The 22,948-nt window shown below is 40.0% G+C and carries 18 protein-coding genes and 3 pseudogenes; all 21 read right to left on the bottom strand.

The genetic code is table 11. From position 1 onward, the window contains the following. Positions 1-2 precede the first annotated feature (2 nt). A complete protein-coding gene (locus K1T76_RS05390) occupies positions 3-4,025 on the bottom strand; it encodes a dynamin family protein (RefSeq protein WP_230244467.1) in 4,023 nt (1,340 codons plus the stop codon). A 69-nt stretch (positions 4,026-4,094) separates the two neighbouring features. Next, positions 4,095-4,430 (bottom strand): hypothetical protein, encoded by a 336-nt coding sequence (locus K1T76_RS05385; protein WP_230244465.1) that lies wholly within the window; start codon positions 4,428-4,430, stop codon positions 4,095-4,097. Between the two features lie 154 nt (positions 4,431-4,584). Continuing rightward, positions 4,585-4,779 (bottom strand): annotated as a pseudogene (locus K1T76_RS05380) (HAD hydrolase-like protein); the annotation flags it as partial. A gap of 196 nt (positions 4,780-4,975) precedes the next feature. After that, complete coding sequence (locus tag K1T76_RS05375) at positions 4,976-6,235, bottom strand: MFS transporter (protein WP_326845734.1); 1,260 nt, start codon at positions 6,233-6,235, stop codon at positions 4,976-4,978. A 25-nt stretch (positions 6,236-6,260) separates the two neighbouring features. Continuing rightward, positions 6,261-8,498 (bottom strand): TonB-dependent receptor, encoded by a 2,238-nt coding sequence (locus tag K1T76_RS05370; RefSeq protein ID WP_230244464.1) that lies wholly within the window; start codon positions 8,496-8,498, stop codon positions 6,261-6,263. Positions 8,499-8,507: 9 nt separating this feature from the next. Continuing rightward, positions 8,508-9,743, bottom strand: coding sequence for an MFS transporter (locus tag K1T76_RS05365; protein ID WP_230244462.1), 1,236 nt, complete (start codon positions 9,741-9,743; stop codon positions 8,508-8,510). Then, positions 9,740-10,111, bottom strand: coding sequence for a hypothetical protein (locus K1T76_RS05360; RefSeq protein WP_230244460.1), 372 nt, complete (start codon positions 10,109-10,111; stop codon positions 9,740-9,742). Before K1T76_RS05360 ends, K1T76_RS05365 begins: the two co-directional genes overlap by 4 nt. Then, positions 10,108-10,746 (bottom strand): acinetoferrin biosynthesis acetyltransferase AcbD, encoded by a 639-nt coding sequence (gene acbD, locus K1T76_RS05355; RefSeq protein WP_230244458.1) that lies wholly within the window; start codon positions 10,744-10,746, stop codon positions 10,108-10,110. The genes K1T76_RS05360 and acbD overlap by 4 nt, the downstream gene beginning before the upstream one ends. A gap of 27 nt (positions 10,747-10,773) precedes the next feature. Next, positions 10,774-12,591: an IucA/IucC family protein gene (acbC, locus tag K1T76_RS05350; RefSeq protein ID WP_230244456.1), complete on the bottom strand. Its 1,818-nt coding sequence runs from the start codon at positions 12,589-12,591 to the stop codon at positions 10,774-10,776. Next, the gene (locus K1T76_RS05345) at positions 12,588-14,069 is read right to left on the bottom strand and encodes a lysine N(6)-hydroxylase/L-ornithine N(5)-oxygenase family protein (protein ID WP_230244454.1); all 1,482 of its coding nucleotides are present in this window, start codon (positions 14,067-14,069) and stop codon (positions 12,588-12,590) included. The genes acbC and K1T76_RS05345 overlap by 4 nt, the downstream gene beginning before the upstream one ends. Continuing rightward, positions 14,062-15,846 (bottom strand): IucA/IucC family protein, encoded by a 1,785-nt coding sequence (locus K1T76_RS05340; RefSeq protein WP_230244452.1) that lies wholly within the window; start codon positions 15,844-15,846, stop codon positions 14,062-14,064. Before K1T76_RS05340 ends, K1T76_RS05345 begins: the two co-directional genes overlap by 8 nt. Positions 15,847-16,167: 321 nt before the next feature. After that, a pseudogene (locus K1T76_RS05335) lies at positions 16,168-16,491 on the bottom strand (transposase); the annotation flags it as partial. After that, positions 16,490-16,612: pseudogene (locus K1T76_RS05330) on the bottom strand (IS66 family transposase); the annotation flags it as partial. The pseudogenes K1T76_RS05335 and K1T76_RS05330, both read right to left, overlap by 2 nt. Positions 16,613-16,646: 34 nt before the next feature. Continuing rightward, complete coding sequence (locus tag K1T76_RS05325) at positions 16,647-17,081, bottom strand: excinuclease (protein ID WP_230244450.1); 435 nt, start codon at positions 17,079-17,081, stop codon at positions 16,647-16,649. A 17-nt stretch (positions 17,082-17,098) separates the two neighbouring features. Next, complete coding sequence (locus K1T76_RS05320; RefSeq protein ID WP_227515218.1) at positions 17,099-17,461, bottom strand: hypothetical protein; 363 nt, start codon at positions 17,459-17,461, stop codon at positions 17,099-17,101. 57 nt (positions 17,462-17,518) lie between these two features. Then, positions 17,519-18,751 (bottom strand): beta-ketoacyl-ACP synthase, encoded by a 1,233-nt coding sequence (locus K1T76_RS05315; protein WP_127799697.1) that lies wholly within the window; start codon positions 18,749-18,751, stop codon positions 17,519-17,521. Continuing rightward, the gene (locus tag K1T76_RS05310) at positions 18,751-19,476 is read right to left on the bottom strand and encodes a 3-ketoacyl-ACP reductase FabG2 (RefSeq protein ID WP_005090831.1); all 726 of its coding nucleotides are present in this window, start codon (positions 19,474-19,476) and stop codon (positions 18,751-18,753) included. Before K1T76_RS05310 ends, K1T76_RS05315 begins: the two co-directional genes overlap by 1 nt. Then, positions 19,473-19,910, bottom strand: coding sequence for an ApeP family dehydratase (locus K1T76_RS05305; protein ID WP_230244448.1), 438 nt, complete (start codon positions 19,908-19,910; stop codon positions 19,473-19,475). The genes K1T76_RS05310 and K1T76_RS05305 overlap by 4 nt, the downstream gene beginning before the upstream one ends. After that, the gene (locus tag K1T76_RS05300) at positions 19,907-21,103 is read right to left on the bottom strand and encodes a beta-ketoacyl-[acyl-carrier-protein] synthase family protein (RefSeq protein WP_104221728.1); all 1,197 of its coding nucleotides are present in this window, start codon (positions 21,101-21,103) and stop codon (positions 19,907-19,909) included. Before K1T76_RS05300 ends, K1T76_RS05305 begins: the two co-directional genes overlap by 4 nt. After that, the gene (locus K1T76_RS05295) at positions 21,096-21,653 is read right to left on the bottom strand and encodes a DUF3261 domain-containing protein (RefSeq protein ID WP_114392602.1); all 558 of its coding nucleotides are present in this window, start codon (positions 21,651-21,653) and stop codon (positions 21,096-21,098) included. Before K1T76_RS05295 ends, K1T76_RS05300 begins: the two co-directional genes overlap by 8 nt. Further along, positions 21,643-22,944: an NAD(P)/FAD-dependent oxidoreductase gene (locus tag K1T76_RS05290; RefSeq protein ID WP_230244446.1), complete on the bottom strand. Its 1,302-nt coding sequence runs from the start codon at positions 22,942-22,944 to the stop codon at positions 21,643-21,645. Before K1T76_RS05290 ends, K1T76_RS05295 begins: the two co-directional genes overlap by 11 nt. Positions 22,945-22,948: the final 4 nt, after the last annotated feature.

Genomic DNA, 22,948 nt, shown 5'->3' with positions numbered 1-22,948 from the left:
CCTTATTGCTCCAACAAATATTGAGATGAAATTTCTTTCGACTGGTTAAGTAGGTTTTGCATATTTTGACAAGCTACTGCAACACGCTGTTTTAGTAAGTTACGCTGTTCTAAATCAGTAGATAACTGGGCTTCTATTTTTTCAATATTTTCATTTTGATCAGCAAGATACTGTTCAAGATCAAGATAAATTTGCTCAAAGCAATGTTTGGTTTGCTGTTTTAATTGCTCTTGGATAGAGCTTAGAAGCTGAATCGCAATGCTATTTAAGTGCTGATCAACCACTTGACGTGCTTTTTCTAATTGCTGTTTTTCAGCAAATAGAAATCCACCTATTAATCCTGGTAAAACTAAGAAAGGTATTGTTACACCTAAAGCCAATGCCGCAATTCCACCTGCAACACCGCCAAGTACGGCTGCTTCCTTTGCTCGACTTTGTTCAAGTGTTAAATGTGCAATATGATTTTTTTCATTTAATTCATGTAGCTGTGTCAAATCGACTGCTGTATTTAATTTCGTAGCCGATCGATGTATCACTGGGTGTAAAAACTGCTGTGTCGCAAGTTGAAAAGCATTTTGTATATCGGCCTGGATACTAGCCTGTAATTGTTGTGATTGTTCAACGACGAGGTCGTAATAATACAAGCGACGGCTATTGAGTACCTGCTCAATCGTATTCATTACATCTTGGCTAATACGAGTATCAACCAATCTTAATAACATATTTTTTTCTTTCTCATACTGTGATCTTAACTCTGTTTGAGCATTTATAATCTGTTGTTTCTTATACTCTAATTGCTCTCTAGATTGATCCAAATCAAGCTGTTGTTGCAAACTCTTATGAGCAACACTAATAAGACTTTCTATTTGCTGTTTGAAACATTCTGAAAATATTTCTGATTTATTTTCCTCAATATAATTCAAGATTTCTGCAAAACCTTTTAAATCACCTTGATGTGCTGAACATCCTCTTACTAAGGAATAATCCAAATCAATCCCTGCTTGTTGTGCAACTGTTTGCCGTACTGACTCACGTTCTGCTTGCGCGATCAGATCCTCTTGGCAAATGAGTAACGATAGTGGTTTACCAAACATATATTGGCGCGCTACAAATTGTTGTTCTGCTTCACCTAAATGGGTTTTGGATACACACAAAATAAAACTACTATGTGCTGTTCCTGAATACCGAATGAGTGCTTGTTCATGTGAACCGATATTAGATTCAAGTCCTGGGGTATCAACTAAGACTAAATCTGGATGTTGTGCTAATACAGCATTGTGTAAATACATTTCTACATGATGAATCTTATCAATGTCTAAAATATGCTGTGCTCTCAATGTTTGGTAATGTGCCAACTCATATTCAGTTGATATAGATTCTTGCTCAGTTCCACTGACCACAATGACCTTTTGTTCACTATATTCAGCATAATGAAATTCTGTTGGATATGAAGTACATGCTCCTAAATCTGTGCTTTGAATATTTTGCCCTAACCATGAATTCAATAACGTGGACTTACCAACACTGAATTTCCCGATCAATGGCACCGACAATTTAAAGCTAGTAATTTGTTTTTTAAGCTGTTCAATTTGCTTTTTTAGGGATTGGGATATAATTTTTTCATCAACTAAGCTTTCCATCTCTGCCAATGCATCTAACCAACTCTGGCGTTGTTGATCGATTGTTGTGATTCGATAAGGTGTAAATACTGCAGATTTTAATTGCCAAAGTAAAAATAATGTTAAATCCCAAATCGATATCCCTTTAATAGACTCGACATGCTTTAGATATAGATCATTTACTTGATGACTATTTTGATCAAAATTATCACTCTTTAAATGATTAAAAATCATTAAGGATGACTCTTGACCCTCTTCTACCTGCTTAATTTGTTTTAATTGATATAATAAATTTTTCTGTAAATCAGGTTGATCTCTAAAGGAGAGCAAGAATATTGATGGGTCTAAATCTTCAATACCTACTTTTTCTAAAAATGCCTGCAAGTAAAGTAAATCTCTACCTTTCCACATGCCTTCCGTTTGATGAATAAAGTTATTTACCGCATTACATAGTCTAAGTTCTTTTGACATTTCACTGAAACGCATTCCATGTATTGTTTGTACATGACTCAAATTCAACCAATCTTGCAATAAGGAGTGTTTTTCAAGCTTAGAAATACGTTTTTCATGTCGATTAATCTCTTGGCGTAATGTTTGATAGCCTATAGACATTGAAACATAGATCTTTTGGAAAGCATCTTGATATTCTTGTTGCAAATAAGTGAGGTTATACTGAATTAATTTTAGCTGAGTTTGTACAATAGCAATGAATTCAATTGAAAGGCGCTGTTCAGATTGCAGTCCTTGTAGCATCCGCAATGCTGCCATCTGTGCAGTGAGAAGTGCACGCGTCTGTTCATTCGATTCATTCTGTAACTGCGCTGGGTCAAGAATTGCTAATTTAATTTTCTTTAAGAAATGAATCGAAGATTTTTTTACATTGTCCTGAGGCCCCAAAACATTTAATGCATCAAGAGCTGCGCTTTCTATAATTTGTCGATTATTTTGATTTTCAATTAAGAAATGATCAACACTTTGTTGAACTTCGAATGGGCTCTGTTGGGTAATTAATAATTTAAGGTTTTTTTCACTTAATTGAGAAATCATCATTTGACCCTCTACATCCGGAATATTAATTTCATCAAGTTGGTGATTTTCTCTAATGACATCATTAAAATTATTCATATAATCTTGATTAGCCTGATTGTCTTCCCCTTTTTGGGGTCTCAGATTTTTTTCATTCATTACTGCTTGATAACTCGTGCATGCCAATTGCCATTGCTGAGTCGAAATCTGTGCAGCTTCATTAACTGTACGCATCCAGCCACTTGCCATCTGTTCAAATCCATGTTCAAACCATCGGCTCTGTTGCATGTTCTGAAATAAAAATTGTGCTAGTACAGGAGCAAGCAAACCTATTGGCCCTGCTATCGAAACTGCAGCAGTCACCAGTAAGCTTTGTAGGCCACGATTTGCGGCAGCTTGCTGAATTGCCTGCCAGAATGTTTTTTCATTAATTAATCCATTCTGATAAGCTGTATAGATCTCTTTTACATCCCAACAAAATGTGACTAAAAATGCTGCTATACCTGCATTCATTTCAGTCACAAGTGTTAGACCACCAGCAGTAACAGCCTTTAAACTTCCTACTTGTATATTATTTAAAGTTTGATTTTGTCTTAAGTCTGCCATCAAAGCGGAACTAGCCGTATCGACTGTCAAATCACCTTGACGTATTTGGTTAAGTATTTTTAGTAAAACTGGACCTAACTCAATAGCACTAACAAATGCCACCGCTGTTATCGAACTACCGGCAAACTCACCTGCACCATCTATAAAAGAATGCTGTTGCGCAAAAAATGGGGTTTCACCAGATTGTAATGCCTGCTTACCAGCATGTGCTTCTGCATAACTTAACGGTAATGATTCAATACCATTTGTATCAACTATCCGATCTGTAAAACTGATTTGGCTTAAGGCTTCATATTGGTCTATTTGACCTGATGTTTGTGCTTGTTCTAAATGTCGTTGATGTAGCATTGAAATTTCATGATACTGATCACTTGGTACAATAATCTGCTGACCAGCATATTTTGCGACTAGTGCACCGGATTCATCAGTAAATAATTCTGCCCCAGCTGCATAGCTTTGTTCCGCTGTTGCAAAATATTTTGGATTAAATGCCAGACCTGAATCAGTAGTAATATCTATTGAACCAAATTCACGGCTGTTAACTAGATGTGCACGATCGTCTTGTGCCGAATTTGCTTGGTTTACGTTATAACTAGCCGCATGATGAGTTTCAGCAAAATATCCAGCTCCGCCAAATTGGTTATTAGTAATTTGCGATGAATTTGTCGAAAAATCCTGCCATGCACTGTTTTCTGCATCTCGTATATTTTTATCTTTTAATACATCATCTGCTAAGAAATAGCTTATTCCTGTTGAATTGTCTAATTTTGTCATTATCTAAAACATACGTGAAATATAATTCAATTATATATTTTAAAATAAAATCAAACATCTAATTTTTAATTATTTATTTATTTTGTGACTTTGAAGATAAGTAAATAGCTCTGACCAAAAAATATAGTTAGCTTGATTCTTAAACCAATCTTCATGACTTTTAGCTTCAATAGATAAAAGATACGTATGTTGTGTAAGACTCAAATAGTCTTTCTTAACGCGAGTAATCATTGAATTTTTCAGTCGATCTTTTGCATTTTTTTGATCACCTACCTCAACATTAGTAAGCTTTATTGTCTGGTCGATTATGTCGGAGAATTTTCTTAGCGAACTTTCAGTTAATTTGTCTTGTTTCACACAAGATAGCTTAGAACTCTTCTTTGGTTTAGCTTGTTTTTTGGACATTATTAGCTCCAAATTCATCATTCTAAAAATTTCATAAAGGCTTTTTTTGAGCATGAGAAATCTTTGGACCTAAATCTCAATCAAATTTAAGCTAATGATATTTTTAAAAAATCAATTATAAATTTTTTCTGGATGAGCTAGCTTTTCTTGTTAATTTTTTTGCAAGTTGTTCAGCAGTTTTGGCACTTAAACCCAGACACTGCATCAAATAATCATCTGAAAATTCCTGTCCAATGAGTTCCTGAGAGGCCTGTTTTAATGTCTGAAAGCGTAGTCGCTCTGTATCAAACATTGTTCCATCCATATCAAAAATTGCCCCCTGGACAGGATAATCATGAAAAATCAGCATTGTTACTCCTTTGTTTTGTTATACGCTTTATAGGGTAACTAAAAAAATAGGCTTAAAATTCAAATAGTAAACAAATGAAATAAATTTGATTAAAAAATAAACATAAAGGCGCCTCATCATAGCAATAAATGACTGAAACAGTCGAAATACTTGCATTATGAGGAAAAAGATGAGTCATTTTTAGCCAAAACCCCTTTTATTCATCAAGTAGCAATGCAGTTTCAGCTTCTTTTCGAATCAACATCCAACTAAAATAAAGGCCAATCGATAGGGTTAAGAACAGTAATAGATAGAATGGGAAATGGGTATTAAAACGATACAAAAATGTACTGAGTAAGGGGCCAACAATTAAACCTAATGCCTGTGTCGCCGTACAAAAACTTGCCATTTTAACCTGTGATTGCTGAGATACCGCTTGGGCAGCGCCTGTAGTAAATGCAGGTAATAAGCAAGCAACTGAAATACCATAGAAAATATAACTGGCTTGAAATACCACAATACTTTGTGCATAAAGAGATAGTAGCAACCCAAAGCACATGGTCAAAATGCCGATTAATACAAGACTATGTAGTTGCAGCTTAATCACTTTTACGATCAGCAACTGTGTCACTACCAGACAGATACCAACAACAACCATACATTGGGAGAAATACACTGCGCTTTGCTGACTACTCAGAAAGAATTTATCTTGGATATAAAATCCAGCAGTCATGTTTAATGTCACGATTGCAACATAAGTAGAAAAACCTAAAGCCAACCAAATTAAACTTTGCTTGATAATATTTTGCTGATTCAAAACTATATTTGAACTTTGTTCTGATGGCTTATCTGCATCTGACCGTATATCACTCTTTTTCTTAAAAAACATACTGAGTGCCAAACTGACTAATGCCAGTAAAGCAACCGCAAACCACATCGGAAATAATAGTCCACCATACAATAACAACGAAGTCGCCAAAGGTCCGACAATCATACCAAAGCTGTTCATCGCACCAAACAATGCCATATTCTTGCTACGAGTCGTTGTTTCAGCTGATTCTGTCATGACATAACTTTGTAGACCGATTTGTGGCATTGCCATAAAAATGCCAGTCGAAGCACGACTTAAAACCAACAAAATGAAAATCAACACTGAAGGCAAAATCGCCTCTAAGCCCAAAGCCAGTATGAAAGTAAAAAGCGCCCATGTTATGGTCATTCCCATAAAACCATAATTCACTAGATTTTCTGGAGATTGATTACTTTTATTTTTAGCAACCCATATTGAAGCGATCGCCATACAGATCGCTCCTGCTGAAACGATCACTCCACCTTGGAATTCGGATAAATGTAGCTGTCGAGTCAAAGGTTCCAGTAAAGGAAGTATCATGGAAAAACACGTTCCATTGATTAACGCAGCCAAAGCTAAAAATTTTAAATGATTGTTCATCATGGAATTCATCAAAAGAAAAGGCATCTAAAAGATGCCTTTTTGGATAAGATTAGTACTTGAGAGTGTAGCTCAAACCATAGGTACGACCTTGAGCAGCCAAGCTCGAAATATCGCCGTAAACCGTTGAAACTGCTTGGCTATAAACAGACTTATAGTCCGTATTCCACACGTTATATACACCAAAACCTAAAGTTCCTGGACCTGCTTTTGCATTGGCAATCACATCCATCACTGCAAAACCTTTGATTTCTGCTGGTGGACGAGTACTACCATTCGCAATCCCATCTTTACGTGCTTCATCCGTACCATCAATAGCCAAAGCTTGTACTCGTAAACCTAAACCATCATTGAATTGCCAGTCTGAATAAACCGTTGCTTTCAAAGGTGCTACACGAATTGCATCTAACTCTTGCCATTTACCATTTGAGTTTTTGAACTGACCACGTGTATAAGCTAAAGTCCCACCTACATTCCAATCATCTGAAACGGTATATTTGACATTACCTTCAACACCATACACACGTTCATCTGTATCAATAACTTCAATTGCAAAACTTGGAGGACCAAATTTCAATGACTTATCAGATTTGTTATAGAACGCCGTGATCCCTGTGCTTAATGCATCATCTTGTAGACGCCAGCCCAACTCAAAACTATTTACTTTGATTGGATCAATTGTTTGGTTACTTACGACAAAGTTTGCAGGAACATCTCTTAGCATACGTTGTACATCAGGTAAATTTGCACCTTGCGAGAAATTTGCGAACACCTGTTGTGCATCAGTTAAATGATAAAGTGCGCCCACATTGAAAAGTGTTGCATCATGCTTAACTGAACCACCTTTTAAGGTTTTAGCTTGGTATGTTGGAACGAAATCGGCAACCATTGCTGCAGAATATGGAACTGAGTCTTTAACATCACTATCGATGCGCTCATGACGAATACCTGCTTGTAGATTTAAGCGATCAGTTGCTTCAAATTGACTTTGTAAGAAGAAACCAAGCTTTTCAGTATCTACCTCAGGACCAAAAGCATAATTATTTAAAGGCTTAAACTTTAGACCATTACTACTGATAAAAGTATTTAGATCATAAAGTTGTGCTGTTTGTTTGCCATTTTCCTTATCGTAATCCACACCATAAGTTAGATTTAATGCACGTTCTGCCAGATTGAGTTTACTTTGAAGTGCTAAACGAGCACCAAAAACATCAATATCTGTTTCTGATTGGGTAACAATAAATGTTCTTCCACCTGGAATGGATGCATGTGCTAAAGCATTTGCACTTGGGAAGAATCGCCCTTTTTCAGTACGATAATACGCCTCTGCATTTAAAGTCTGACCAAGAAAATCCTGATTTTCATATTGTGCATTTACTGCACTGCGCTTAGTACGTGGTTGAGTATCAAGCTCTAAACCTTTTACAGCTTTTTGACTAGGTTTTGCCCCTAGAAGTAAAACAGATAAGCCTGGACCATAATCAGCGCCATATTCACTGTCCTGCTCATCGTTATAGTATTGCGCACCGATACTTAATTTTTGCTTATCTGCCAACTGCCAGCTTAAACGACCATTCACATCTACAGTTTCAGTATCTTGACGATCTGTTTGTGCAACTTCTGGACCTACACGATCACCTCGACTATCTTGAATTTCACCGCGTTGTGTATAGCTAGCACCTATAAAACCACTCCAATCCCCTTGGTTAAATGATGCAGACTGAAACGCTTCATAAGCTAAAGCATCACTTTTGAAATTATCACCTGAAGTAACGCCGAGTTTGGTTTCAAAATTTACACCATCACCCGAACCTCTTTTGGTGATGATATTGATGATCCCACCTGTAGCACCTGCACCATAAATACTACTTGCACCTGACACGACTTCAACACGTTCGATCATGTCTGGGCTAATGCTATTTAATTGGCGTGAACTATCGCGTGAGCCCGTTTGCGGAACACCATCAATCATATATTGCACTGTACGACCACGCATGGTCATCCCATAGTTACTGGTCGTACCTGAACTTGGTGTTAAAGATGGAACCAACAGTCCTAAAATATCTGCGGTACTTTTACCAGCAGCAGCTTGTTTTGCAATGTCTTCTTGGCTAATACTGTAAACAGTTCCCGCAATCTCAGCGATACTTTGAGCTGAGCGAGTTGCTGTCATAACAATCGGTGCCAGTTGATTTACGGTTGAAGTCTGCTCGACATTTTGAGCATAAAGTTGCGTACTGATCGCCAAGCTGAGCAGTGTTAATGATGTCGAAAGTGAACGAACTTTCATAAATGACCCCTAGATGAGTTGTTGCGTTTGTTTTGCTTTGCGAATAAGCAGTTGACTAAGCAACACGCTTAAAACAGATGAAACTGCGAGAATGAGATAGAAGTTTCCATAACCAAATGCTTTGGCTAAGAAACCTGAGACTGCACCGCCAATAAAATAAACCAATAGTTCGAAGCAAACTAAAATCGTAAAATCAGTACCAGCTTGTTCTTTGGAGCTGGTCTGCATGAAATGTGCATATAAGGCTGTCATTGCGATATAGCGGATGGCAAGAATGACAATGACAAAGCCACCAAGAAGTAAATGCCATTGATTCAACCAACTGAGTAAAACGGCTACACCCAACAAGGCGTAAACCAAACTGCGTGCCCAACCAGCCCAGATTAGCAATTGTGTTGCGGCTATTTTTTTTAATAAAAATGCAGCTGAAACAGCGGCTAATAATCCAATCCCTGCACCTATTACAGACATCAGCACGCCGATTTGTGACAACGACCATTTCTGATCATTCAGCATCGGATTCAGCATCGCCATAGCCGGTGCTTCGACAATTCGATAACATACGATCAAAGCTAATGCCCATAACATTTCTGGACGTTTAAATGCACGGATCAGACTTGGCGGCTGTTTTGAGATTTTCTCTACATTTGAATTTTCTTTAATCTGGAAAATAGCCAACATCGTCAATGCTGTCATAGCGGCTAAGGAAATCAGTGCAGTTTGCCAACCATAAAGCTCATACAGCCATAAAGTTGCTGCTCCACCAACCATACTGCCAAGCGCAACACCTATACTTTGCGCCATACTGCCTAGTCGATACTCAGATTCTGAAAAGGTTTCGACCGTATAGCCATCAATTGCGATATCTTGAGTTGCAGCAAAAGTTGAAATCCATAAACCGACAATAACAAATACACCAAGACCGTAATCGAATTGGGTAAGTGCCAAAGCAACGACCCCCAACACCAAAGCTATTTGCGTAAACAAAAGCCAAGTTTTACGTTTACCGAGTTTTTTGAAATAAAAACGATCAATTAGTGGTGCCCAAAAAAACTTGAATGCCCAAGGAATATAGAGCAGCGACAACATGCCAATCCAACGTAAATCTACGCCTTGATGACGCAGAATCGCAGGTAAGGCCACATTATAAAAATACAGTGGTAAGGCATGCGCGAGATATAAAACCACCACGACACTCAGGCTCAAGGCTGAGACTTTCTGAATATTTAATGAATTTTGATTCATAAATACCTCTGCAAAGCCCATTGTGTGGCTTCAGCTTTATCTACGCTCACAAAATATGGAACATGCCAAGCTTTGTGCAGAGCTGGTGTATCCAATCGAATACGATCTTCTTCATCTTGAGCAATACGAGCAAAACCCAAACAATATTGGTAAAAATCTTGTTTATATTGCTTATACCATTTGCCTTGGATTGCTTTATATTCCTCCGGAAATTCTGTATTTGCATCGGTTTGCATGATCAACACAAAATTTCGCTGATGTTCGAAATAGTGCTGAATCCGTGCTAACCATTGTTCAAATTCTGCAACAGAGACATTCGCCGCAAAGCGCATGTCTAAGATATGCATTTCATTGATATATATGCTCATGTAACACTCAGGAGTTTGGCTGGCTGATCTGCTAGCTGTTGTTGTGATGTTTGGTAATATTCCCCAAACTTGTTATAGAAAGTTTCTCTAAAGCAGTAGTACAACATCGCTGTTTTTTCAGGCATCGGTATTAAACGTTGGCTTTCATAACAAAGCTCTGCCACCACTGCTGCATAAGGTTTAACGGTATGATCTGACTCACCCACAATTTTTTTAGCTTTCGAATGTTCAAAAATGTAAAAGCTGAGTAAACGAATGGTTGGGCGCAAGAAGCCTTTGCCAAACACGGATTTGTCACCAAATAAGAGATGCCAACCGAGATCATTGTCATCACCATCGTAATAACGACCTAAACGATCACGTTTACCTTCATAAATTTCGGTATAGCCCACATCTTTGCCATCAATTCCGACGATTAATAAACGGTGATGGTCATCTGCTAACATTTTGTCGAAGTAAACTTGTAACTCTAGTTCCGATTTATTTAACTGCCACTGAGGAATTACATGTGGCTCATGCATCCATTGATGTAATAAAGGAATATCCTGTGGATATTGCACTTGGCGTAAGTAGTACTGTGTACCATCTTCAAAGTATTCAAAATAATCTGGTAATTGCTGAGAGATTGTTTTCATATCGAACCTATAAAATGACGAATAAAATTAGCCAGCTTTCGCTTGGCGAGGTTGTTCTGCCCATGTTTTCAATGTTTCTGGGCTCACTGGATTTGCAATAGGATCAAGGAAAACAGGCACAGGACGCTCTGCTTCATCGTTATAACTGGTGGTAAATAAACGAACACGGTTTAAACAAATTTTGGTGTACGTTGGGCGCAGCATCGCAAATTTTTCAGCTCGTTCAGCCAGTTCTGGATGCTGTTGGTTAAACTCAACAATCGTGTTGGAAATGGTCTGCCAAAAATCAAACTCAGAATATTCAGGATAGTCTTGCAAGAACACATTACAGATATAACGGTAATGCACCATGAAGAGACCAGTGAAAATAAAATGGCTTAGATCGATCGCTTCGTGACGGAGTAATAAGTCTGCTTCAGATGGTAACTGAGCTAACTCAGGAAAATCCTCATCCACTAAATTAATGTCGTCAATGAAGTCTTTTAATACCATGGCTTTCGGCACACCATTTTCATGTACCAACATCGTGTTTTCGCCGTGTGGTGAAAATGCCAAACCATAGCGATACAAGCAAAGTAACAATGGACTCATGCACACTTGAGCAAATTGAGCTAACCAAGCTAAAGGACTTAATCCTGATGCTTTGATCAGCACGCTCAGGATCGATTGACCAGAAATATCACGATGTAATAGAGCTGCTTGAGAGAGAACTTGTTGTGATGAATCAACATAGCGATCAACACTTTCACGCCACAAACAACCGAACAGTTCTTTAAATTGATATGGTGCGCCGTCAATGCGGTCAAAACATGGCTGGTGAATAGTTAAAGTTGCAACCTCACCCAAGAAAATCACACCTGTATTTTGTAAGTCTTGATCTTGTTGATGAATCTGTTTTAACCATGCTGTCACTGCTGGAGCAGCAAGATTACGTTTTGAGGGTAATCCACGATAAACAGCAGTATTAAAAATACTGACTGGCAGTTTAATGTAATGACGTTGTAGATTTGATGTATTGCATAATGTGCGAATGGACTGCATTGGCACATAACTATCTTGACTGATATTCAGTTCAATAATTTTCTGATCAACAATTTCATTGGCATAAGTTGGCACGAGCCATTGGTGCCATTGCCATGCATGTACGGGAATCAAAAAATAATTTTGTGGGTCTAGATTTTTTTCTTGGAGAATATTGATGAACTGCTGTAGTTCATTGGCATCAAATTCATTTTGATATAAACCACATGCACTCCAATCTTCAGTACTTCGATACTCTGCTAAATCACGATGTACAGCTAACCACAACACTTTAACTTCAGGAGAAAGTTCTGGCGCAGCGCTTAAATAATCATCATAACCAAAACCCATACGCCCCTTACTCATGATGAGCCAAGGATGACCTCGTAGCATGCCTTCAACTTTGTAATGAGGCTCAGTTAAAACCGCTGTGCTTGGCAAACGCGTTTCATTGAACAAATGTGCTTCTGCCAGCCAAGTATTGTTCATTTCTTTGATCAAATATGCTTTGGTAAATGGCTTTACATTAGAACTGTCAGACATTGCGACAATAAACTCATGTAAGTTCCAAGCAGGTTGATCATTTTCCTGACTATGAGTCACATCACGTACAGAAGCTTCCTGAATATTCCAATGTCCGAGTAGATATTGATGTCCTTGAAATTCATACTGACGATTGCCTAAATCTAAGCGATAATGCCCTGCTGACAATGCTTTAACTTCAATAATTTCTTCATATAGAAACTCTGCAATCGCCATTTCAATAAGACGTTGCCCTGCGGCACGCCATTGCTGCTGATTAATTTTTAAAGTTGCAAAGTTCATATCAGTTTCTCATAAGTTGAATGTACAGAAGCAGTTTGTGTCCGTGTATTAGCACCACGACGATTAGGGTGCGTTGTCATCACGTTCTGTTCTGTTTTCTTGAAAATTGAATGGTTTTTATTGGCAGAATTTTCACAAACGCACTCGTTTGATTGTGCTTTGTCATCTGCCATACAAATTTTTGGATTTTGAGAGAGATTAAAGTGTTGGAATGTCTGCGCCTGCTGATCGAGTTCATAAAGCGACTCACCAAGCAACTGATTGATAATTGTCGCTGCACGATAAGCACCAAGCCCTAAGTCTGGTGTACCAACACCGTGGCTATGCATTTCCTGATTCTGGACAAAAATATGACCATTTAGATGATGTACAACACGATAGTCTTCCGTGATTTGCCAACGCTGTTTATGATCAAATTCAATATAAGGTTTCAGCAACTGCATAAAACCAAAATCAGGGGTAAAGTAACCTGTTGCAGCAACCAAAAAATCACAATCTAAATGGAAAGCCTGTGTCGTGGCACGATGCTGGAAATGCAGTCGAATTTTTTGCATATCTAAGACTTCTGCATCTTTCAAATCACATTGGCTATGCAAATGTGTCTGCAAACTTTGACCCGCAATGCTACGGTGATAAAGTTTTTGATAGATTTCACGGATGGTCTTTGCACTAATGCCCTTGTACAACAAAGACTGCTGCTGCAATTGTTGCTCTTTCTTTTCAGCTGGCAAAGCATAAAAATGCTGTGCATAGTCTGGGCTAAAATGTTCCAGTCCCAATGGTGCATATTCCATTGGGAAGAAGCCCAGAGAACGAGTAAACCAGTGTAGGTCGAACTGATGATTGGATGTATCTTGCTGCTCATCAAGCAGATCAATAAAGACTTCGGCGGCGGATTGCCCTGAACCAAGTACTACAACATCGCCGTGTAGATCTATATCGGCATGAGTCATATATTGCGCAGAATGCAGACATTTTTGTGGTTGCTGCTGCTGTACTTTAGCCAAGCATTCAGGCAAGTAAGGCACATTACCGCTTCCGATGACCAGATGACGGCATAAATAACTGTGCTGAACACCCTTTGATTCAACGACTACTTTAAAACCTATCGTTTGGGGTTCAATCCTCAAGACACGAGATTGGTATTCGATACAATCAAGTTGTTCTGCAACCCATTGGCAATAATGGTTGTATTCACAACGCGGAATATGTGGCTGCTCTAGAAAATAAAACTTATACAAGCGTTGCTGATGACGTAGATAATTCAAAAAGCTAAATGGACTGGTTGGATCAACCATCGAGACCAAATCAGCCATAAACGGTACTTGCAATACCGTATTAGGTAGTTGCATACCTGCATGCCAATCGAATTGCGCCTTTTGCTCAAAAAACACGTAATCGAGTGAGCTTTTGTTTTGTAGCAAACTAGCAAGACTTAAATTAAAAGGTCCTAGACCAATTCCAATAAAATCAAGCATAACTGACATCCTTCTGTGAAATACGCAGTGGATTTGGCAGTTGCACGTAAACAGACTGATTTTCGACAGGCGCGATCAATTCGTCTAATTCATGCAAACGTGTCAGCAAGTTGCCTTTATAAGGCAGCGTTGAATTGAACAGTAATCCTTGCAATAAGGTGCTATCAGGATATTGTTGTAATTGTTCTTCTAAAAATTCAGTTAAATTCGCTAACAATTCATCTTCAGTGATATAGCCTGTCGCACCGATGGCATTAATAATCCCAAACAAAGTATTGCCAAAGAAATAATAACTAAAACGCTCATCCACAAAATCTTTCGGACCTACCGCAAAGGCTTTTTCTTTCAGTTCAGGTAGCGCTTGTAGAATTTCAGTCGCAAACTCTTCAATATAATAAAAACCTTGGTTATCACGCAGCCATAAAGTTTTAGGAAAATGATTTTCCAGTTCCAACAACACATTTTGCTGATGTGATTCAAATGCCATGCCATGGCGATGATAGACATACATCAACGGTTGCAAACTGACTTCAAGGAAACGATTAAACCAATCTAAAGCAATCTCTGAAAAATCCATCTCAGGATGAGCTTTTGAAATCTTGGCAAATAATGCGTTAAAACGATTTAAAGATTTGCTTGGATGATCCTGACACAACGAAGCAATACAAGTGACTTGCTGTTGAGGATGGAAAGGCTGATCTCTAAAAATGCAGATACTTTCATTAATCACTTCATCATCAATTTTCAAAGCGATCCAAGCTGGGTCATTGACTGCCTTTAAACTTGGACATTTTTTTAGAATATTCTGACCAAACTCACTGTGCCACAGACGATGTGTCAATTCACCACGATGACATTCTTTGGCTAAATTGACTCGAATAGAATTGGTAATCATCACCGAAAGAGATGGCTTCACCATCCACGGAGCGTTGAAACTCGCCAATGTACGAATGGATGTTGTTGGAGAGAATTGCCAGCCACGTAAACCTAAATCAATCAATTGCCCTGTTTGCTTCAATCGTTCAAACCAAGCTTTACCCTGTAAATAGCGAGCTTGCCAAGGATGCAATGGGAGTAATTTATATTCGCTATGGGTTTTAACTATATAGAGATCATTTTCAGATAAATACCACTGTAATGCCGTTTTTAATTGCGCTGAAATAGGTTCATCAGTCGCACTACCTTCCGCAATGTAATCTTGGTGCACTAGCCAATAATGAAGTTGTGTCTTGCCTTTGTGTTCAGGTGAAAACTTTAGCCAATCCTCATGCACAAAACCTGTTCTACTTTTCGGCGCTGGGTGCATGCTATGCCCCAAAATCAATGCCTGTTCAGTTTCAATGAAACTCTGACCTGCTTTGACCAAATTATCAAAATCAGCTTCACGGTGTGCTAAAAACTGTTGTAGCGCATCACGACTTTGAATCCACTTCTCTACTAAAGATGCAGCATCTAATGGAATAGACGATTCAAAAACCAGTTCTTCAAGCAATAACCCAACGATTGCAACAGGACTAAATGATCTGATTTGTCCATGGATAATAATTTGTGGAAGATCTGCTAAACGATGTCGCCCGACTCGACTGACATAAGATAAAGGAATATTACATTGTGCTTGAATAGAATGTATTGGGATTGATAACAGCGTCAAACCTTGGCTAAACCCTTGTTGTTGCGGACTTTGCTGATTTTTATTAAGCAAGTGACCTTTGCCAGTTTCTTGCGTATATGCGTTTACGAAGTGTTGTATCGCCAACCGATTGGCAAGTGATTGCATCTGTCGGTATCCTCTTATAAAGAGAGAGTTAATTTTTTTCGAATGTTTTGAGCTCAAAACACTTCTCAAATACAGCAACGACTGCATATAAGATTAAAGTAATGATAATAATTATCATTTATAATAGCAATTATAATACTTCCTTTGAAATTAACAGCACAAAGCATTGATTAATATAGATTAAATAAAAAATAGATGATTATTGATACAAAAGATAATAATTCTCATTATTATATATTCTAATAAAAATCTGAAATTTTATTGTTTTAGTAGATTGAAACAGAGCCTGTAAATAATTTTGTGTAATTGCTTTTCATAAATTTAAAGGTGATTGCTTAAGCGGTCACCGAATTCAATAATAAAGCGGCTCATGGCTAAACGCCAGTCGCGAATAGGCATATTCCACTTTTTAGACGCTGCATCAATGGCCAGCTAAATCACTTTACGTACAGAATCATCCGTTGGAAAGACTTTACGCTTTTTGATCGCCTGACGTATTACGCTGTTTAATGATTCGATCGCATTAGTGGTATAGATGGCTTTGCGTATCTCGGCTGGATAAGCAAAGAAGGTATTTAGATTCTCCCAGTGTGTACGCCAGCTTTTGCTGATCTGTGGGTACTTGTCATCCCATGTTTGGGCGAATGGTGACCGGCGCTTGATCGGCATGCAGCACCTGCTGTTGCAGCACCACCTCTTTTAAAGCATTGGCCAAAGGTTCCAGTTCCACACCGCAGCGACCAATCCAGTCAGATAAGGTCTTTCTCTTGTTTCTAGAAAGACCATGCTATCAGACCATATTAGAACTTTACTAAGTCACCTTTTAATGCCACCCCTGCTAATGCCGTACCTTTCGCACATTGGTAAGTCGTGGTGCTACGTGTTTCATTGGACTTATAGAAACTCACCAGATTGGTCACCGCATTGGCGCCTTTGGCTTTGGCTGTATTTTGAAATTGAATCAATGCCGAACGAAGTACATGATCACATGAACTTTCCGCAGATTTGGCAAAACCATTGGTCTTTTTATTGGTCACTAAGCCTTTTTCAATCACCTTACCGCCCAACTTGGTTCCCGCCAAATAAAATTTTACTGAACCATCCAAAACCCCATCAGCAACAGCACGGCTTACAGCTTCTTGGAAATTGAAATCATGCATTTGGTCAGCTGCATGTGCTGATGTAAATGCAGCTAGCCCCAGAATAGCTGTGAAGCCAAATTGCTTAATATTCATAGTAATTGCCCTCTTATTTAATTTAACGTTTTTGAAAGTTGTGTAAATACCGAATTATCTAAACGTGCCTTCCATGCCATCGCATTTTTATGAATTTTATTACCACGTTGATCGAGATTACGGCTACCTGTAATTTGTGAACTGACTTGATTACCTGAGATGAGATAGGTTACTTGTAAATAATGGCTACGACGGGTTAAACCCGCAACTACCTTTGTCTGATCTGCCTGTTCAACTACCCAACCAGTGCGCGCATTTTGCCCAACACCAAGTCGAATATTGTTCACAATATCAGCCGCAGTCGCATATTTTGCTGTCATTAATTGCCGCTGCGGATAATCAGAAATTTTTACAGTACTACAAGCTGTTAATCCCAGCATACTCACTGCTGATAAGATATATAGTGTTTTTTTAAACCCCATTTTTTACCCTCTGTTTCAGTTATGGTCTATATTATTTTTGAAAATTAATGATGTATTAATGCCACCAAAGGCAAAATTATTCGTCATAATAATTTTTGCTGACATCGGGCGAATATCACCACAAATATAATCTAATTCCGCACACGCAGGGTCAATGTTATCTAAGTTTAAAGTTGGCACGAATTGATTACGTTGCATCATTTCAATGCTGAGCCATGCTTCAATTGCACCACATGCACCTAAAGTATGACCAAAATAGCTTTTTAATGAACTGATTGGCTTTTGACCCAATATACGCACAGTTGCTTGTGATTCAGCAATATCACCCTGATCAGTCGAAGTGCCATGTGCATTAACATAATCAATATCCGCAGCAGTAAGCTGTGCATCTTTCAGTGCCAATTGCATACAGCGTCCCATCATCTCAGAATCAGGTCGCGTCACATGCTGACCATCAGTATTGCTACCATAACCGATGATCTCAGCATAAATAGTCGCTCCACGTGCTTGAGCATGTTCATATTCTTCTAAAATCAAACAGCCTGCACCTTCACCAACAACCAAACCATCCCGATTTGCATCAAAGGGACGCGGAGTTTTCTCTGGATGATCATTTTGAACGCTGGTCGCTAACAGTACATCAAACACAGCTGAACCCGCAGCGCTGAGCTCTTCTGCTCCACCTGCAATCATCACAGTTTGCTTGCCGTATTTAATCGCTTCATAAGCTTGTCCAATGGCCATCGAACCGGAAGTACACGCACTTGAGGTCGGCAGCGTTAAACCTTTTAGCCCAAAATACACCGTCATATTGACCGCGCTGGTATGTGACATCATACGAATGTAGGTCGTGGCATTGAGTTGACTCATATTATGCTCAAGCAACATGGTACCAAACTCACGCACAGCATCCACACTGCCCGCAGAAGAACCAAAAGCCACGCCTGCATCGCCACTTCTTAAGATATCAGCATGGAGTAAACCTGCGTCTTCCAATGCTTTTTCAGCACATACCGTGGACATTAAGGCAACACGCCCCATACCACGAGTAACTTTACGGTTAAAATGCTTCGGTACAGTAAATGACTCAACTGGACCAGCTAATTTACTACGTAAATCAGGATAGATCTCCCAATCGGGCATATAGCGAATGCCACTTTTACCGAGTGTAAACTGCTCAAAAATTTGCTCTGCGGTTTCACCCAAAGAAGTAATCCCAGACATGCCTGTTACAACAACACGTTTCATTAGATCAGGCCTCCATTAATTGAAAGCACTTGGCGGGTGATATAACTGGCATCATCACTACATAAAAACTTTACCGCTTTAGCGACTTCTTCCACCTGCCCCATACGTTGCATCGGAATCATTTTCAAGGCATGTTCTTTGACTTCCTCTGTGACCATTTCGGTTTCTATCAAGCCCGGAGCCACACAGTTCACCGTAATTTTGCGTTTTGCCAACTCTAGTGCCAATGCTTTGGTCGCACCAATTAAGCCTGCTTTGGCAGCACTATAATTGACCTGACCACGGTTCCCCATAATTCCAGACACTGAAGATAATGTCACAATACGTCCACCCTTTTTCAAGCGGATCATTGGCATCATCAATGGTTTCAACACATTATAAAAACCGTTCAGAGAGGTCGAGACCACGTCATCCCAGTCTTCATCAGTCAGTGCGGGGAAAGCACCATCACGGGTTAATCCTGCATTCAGCACTGCACCGTAAAAAGGACCATGCTGTGCTATATCTTGCTCTAAAATAGCGGCAATTTTTTCACGCTCATTCACATCGAACATCAGTACATGACTGGCCTGTCCAAGCGCTTGAATTTCCTGAGCCACCGCTTCGGCCTCAGACTGTCTTGAACGGGCATGGACCGTGACATCAAAGCCTGCCTTTGCCAACTCCAAAGCAATCGCTTTACCTATCCCACGACTCGAACCCGTGACTAAAATTCTTCTGTTCACACTAATTTTCCGATGATTTCATTCATATTTTCAGGCTCAAATACGCTCAACATGGCGCTGAACCGATGTTCTTGATATTCAATTTCACAATGAAACTGCCCCAAACCCTCGTGCAGATAACTTTGTTCTACTCGAATCCGCACGGTTGTGCCCAAACTAAAATAGGCACAAGGCAACTGCATTTTACGCGTTCCCAATAAAAAGCCAATTTTCGGTGGCAAGCCCTGAGTTTTTCCTTTATAACCGGCATAGACGCTAATGGTCTGCGCCATCAACTCAATGCTGCTCCAGGTGGGCAAGCCTTCTGGCTCACAAAACATCAAATCAGGTGTGATGTGAAGTTCTGCAATAGCAAATTCATCATTGACTTCAATCAAATGGCTCACGAAAACCATCGGTTTTGCATGTGGAATAAACTGTACTGCATCCATCATGGTAAAGCCTTCCCAAAAATTAAACTGATATTACTGCCACCAAAAGCAAAAGAATTACTCATCGCATAGCGAATCGGTGCAGCTAAATGCGGTGTAAGCACATAGTTTTGCCCAGCCAAAGCATCGTCCAATTCACCTGCATGATGTAGCGGTAACCAGGATTGATCTAATAAAACCTGTTGGCAAATAAAAGCTTCGATTGCACCCGCGGCCCCTAGACAATGTCCTGTTTTATGTTTGGTGCTGCTTACGGCCACAACTGTATCTGAGAAAACGGTCTGTACCGCTTTAATTTCCATTGCATCATTTTGCGGTGTAGAAGTCCCATGTAAGTTCAAATATCCAATATCGCCTGCTTCAAGCTGTGCAGCGTCTAAAGCTTTTTGCATCGCCTCCGCAGCCCCTATTCCTTCTGGATGCGGTGCTGAAATATGCCATGCATCCATTGACTCGCCACTCGACAACAACATCACGGGGGCAGGCGCATTGGACAGTAAAAACAATCCTGCCGCTTCACCAATATTAATGCCGTCACGGTTGGCTCCACAGGGCTGACAAATTCCGTTCGATAAGCTTTCTAAACTATCAAAACCATTTAAGGTTAGCTTGCATAAGGTGTCAACTCCACCTACTAAGACAGCATCAGCCAGATCTGCATTCAGCAGACGTTGCCCCGCCGCCAGTGCTTTAGCTGCCGAGGAGCAAGCGGTAGAAATGGTATAGGCTGGCCCTTCCCAGCCCAAATACTGTTGTAAGGCTTCCGCTAAACTGCCCATTTCTTGTTTTTGGTGCTGTACAGACTGCGGTACAGACTGTTGAAACTGGACTTTTAAGACAGACTCATTATCCGCGATGCCTGAGGTTGAAGTACCGACAATCACAGCAAGACGTTGTTTAGCAAACTGTGCTGTATAAGCATGAATTTCAGTTTCAATTTGCGCCAGAGCCGTCAGCGCAAAGCGTAGATTCCGTGAGTCTACACCGTTCAAGCTTTCAGGCACTGTTTGAACTAAGGTTTGATCACATGCGCCGACCCAGACCGAACGCCCCGCAATCAGATCTCCTCGTTGCGATAGGGTATTTTCAGGGTTGGTCAAGGCATGTTGAAGCTCAGCGGCATTTTGTCCCAAAGCCGACAGCGCCGCACTGAACTGAATACCCACGGCTGAAACATGCTGTAGATTTTTAGTCATGATGGTCACCTTGATCATCTTCTAAAGTATTGCTCACCGTGCTGATCATCATTTGATAAGGCACTTGCAAATTATCCAGTTTAATTGCTCCTTCATTTTGCTGAATTTTCAACACGGGTTGCTGCTGTATATAAATGGTATCGTCTTTCTGCACGACCGCATTTTGAGCTGTATGTAAGGCAGCAAAATTTGGATATGTGGCATAGAGAATATCACGCACTACATAATCAAAAGGTAATCTTTTCATTGGATCAATGCGCTGTTCAGCTTCGACCTTTTGACCATCAAAACTGAGCTTAAACAACTGCTGTCCTGTGAGGCTAAGCGCTAACATATCAAGCGACTGCCCCCGTTGTTGCTGATACAGTAAAAAGCTGAAACTCTGGGTTTTCCACTGTACTTCGATTTGATCTTGACGTTGATAATTTTGCGCAACCCACTGTGGGGTCGCGAGCCCCTGCGCCTTGGGAATCAAGCTTTGGCAGGCATTACAAAGCAGAGCACTGGCTAAAACCCAACTGACAGTTTTAAAACGCAGCTCAAGTTTCATCAGTAAGCGACTCTTTTTGCGGTTGTTCTTCTCGGCAATATTCGGCCAAAGTGCTCAAGCGTTGCTTGGCATTACGATGGATCGGGTTGCTTGCATCCCACGCATAACCTGCTAGCAAGGAAGCAATCATACGGCGGATTTTTTCATCCTGTTGAGTCGAAAATACCACATCCTGAAACTCACCTGAATACCATGATTCGACATAGGCACGGAACACTTGAATGCCTTTACGTAGCGGTTTTTCATATTGCTCCATCCAGTCTACCTTCTGACCTTGCAACACTTGCTCGACCAATGGCACAGCTAGACTAGACGATTTTAAGGCAATAGTTACCCCTGAAGAAAAGACAGGATCGAGGAACTCACCGGCATTGCCCAGTAACGCGTAGTTTTCAGATGCCAAATGTTTAACATCGGCAGAGTAGCCCACCAAAGTACGTACAGGAGTATCATGCTTAGCGTGGCGCAATAAATGCGACAAACTGACATCATCGGCCAAAATACGTTTTTGCAAGGCTTCTAAATCATAATCTGCATTACCGTCATAACCATATCTTTCAAAGAAATCTTGCTCCGCAACGACGCCAAATGAAGACCGCCCATCGGCAAAAGGAATTAGCCAATACCACGCACGATGGTCTTTTTCATGCACGGTAATTAAGATTTTCTCACGGTCAAACTCAGGATCATCCAACAAACCATCTTCAATATGGGTAAAGACCGCACGGCGCACTGGAAAGTCCGATGGACTTTCTAAGTCGAGAAACTTCGGCAAAATTCGGCCAAAACCACTGGCATCCAATAGAAATTTGCCTTGAATTTGGTAGTTGTTGCCTTGCTCACCTTTCACCGTCAAAATCGGTTGTGTAGATGCCACATCGACCGCCAAAACTTCATGACCAAAACGGATATCTGCGCCCATTTTTTCGGCTTGCTGTGCCAAAAGCTGGTCAAAGTTGGCACGTCTTACCTGCCATGTAGTGCCTGGACCTTCGCTAAACTTTTGAGTAAAGTCATAAAAACTGCGCTGCGTACCTCTTAAAAAAGCCGCGCCATTTTTAAACTGAAAGGCATATTCATCGGCATGTGCGCGAACGGTCTCCAACAAACCCGCTTCTTCCAAAAATACCATACTCTGCGGCAATAAAGATTCACCAATGGAAAACCTCGGAAAATATTGCTTTTCGATGACCGTGACTTGGTAACCTTTTTGACGCAGCAAAGCTGCAGCCGAGCTGCCTGATGGTCCCGCCCCAATAATTAAAACATCTGTCTGTTGCATGGTGCTCATTGCA

The organism is Acinetobacter sp. PW68 (assembly GCF_020982655.1).
GTDB lineage: Bacteria > Pseudomonadota > Gammaproteobacteria > Pseudomonadales > Moraxellaceae > Acinetobacter > Acinetobacter towneri_A.
This window is presented reverse-complemented; position numbering and strand designations above follow the sequence as displayed.

Coding starts and splice junctions, on each gene's coding strand:
- K1T76_RS05370 (WP_230244464.1), bottom strand. CDS start 8,498: ATGAAAGTTCGTTCACTTTCGACATCATTAACACTGCTCAGCTTGGCG.
- K1T76_RS05360 (WP_230244460.1), bottom strand. CDS start 10,111: ATGAGCATATATATCAATGAAATGCATATCTTAGACATGCGCTTTGCG.
- acbC (WP_230244456.1), bottom strand. CDS start 12,591: ATGAACTTTGCAACTTTAAAAATTAATCAGCAGCAATGGCGTGCCGCA.
- K1T76_RS05385 (WP_230244465.1), bottom strand. CDS start 4,430: ATGTCCAAAAAACAAGCTAAACCAAAGAAGAGTTCTAAGCTATCTTGT.
- K1T76_RS05325 (WP_230244450.1), bottom strand. CDS start 17,081: ATGAATATTAAGCAATTTGGCTTCACAGCTATTCTGGGGCTAGCTGCA.
- K1T76_RS05290 (WP_230244446.1), bottom strand. CDS start 22,944: ATGAGCACCATGCAACAGACAGATGTTTTAATTATTGGGGCGGGACCA.
- K1T76_RS05390 (WP_230244467.1), bottom strand. CDS start 4,025: ATGACAAAATTAGACAATTCAACAGGAATAAGCTATTTCTTAGCAGAT.
- K1T76_RS05375 (WP_326845734.1), bottom strand. CDS start 6,235: ATGCCTTTTCTTTTGATGAATTCCATGATGAACAATCATTTAAAATTT.
- K1T76_RS05315 (WP_127799697.1), bottom strand. CDS start 18,751: ATGAAACGTGTTGTTGTAACAGGCATGTCTGGGATTACTTCTTTGGGT.
- K1T76_RS05365 (WP_230244462.1), bottom strand. CDS start 9,743: ATGAATCAAAATTCATTAAATATTCAGAAAGTCTCAGCCTTGAGCCTG.
- K1T76_RS05345 (WP_230244454.1), bottom strand. CDS start 14,069: ATGCTTGATTTTATTGGAATTGGTCTAGGACCTTTTAATTTAAGTCTT.
- acbD (WP_230244458.1), bottom strand. CDS start 10,746: ATGAAAACAATCTCTCAGCAATTACCAGATTATTTTGAATACTTTGAA.
- K1T76_RS05300 (WP_104221728.1), bottom strand. CDS start 21,103: ATGACTAAAAATCTACAGCATGTTTCAGCCGTGGGTATTCAGTTCAGT.
- K1T76_RS05295 (WP_114392602.1), bottom strand. CDS start 21,653: ATGAAACTTGAGCTGCGTTTTAAAACTGTCAGTTGGGTTTTAGCCAGT.
- K1T76_RS05340 (WP_230244452.1), bottom strand. CDS start 15,846: ATGCAATCACTTGCCAATCGGTTGGCGATACAACACTTCGTAAACGCA.
- K1T76_RS05320 (WP_227515218.1), bottom strand. CDS start 17,461: ATGCTGGGATTAACAGCTTGTAGTACTGTAAAAATTTCTGATTATCCG.
- K1T76_RS05305 (WP_230244448.1), bottom strand. CDS start 19,910: ATGATGGATGCAGTACAGTTTATTCCACATGCAAAACCGATGGTTTTC.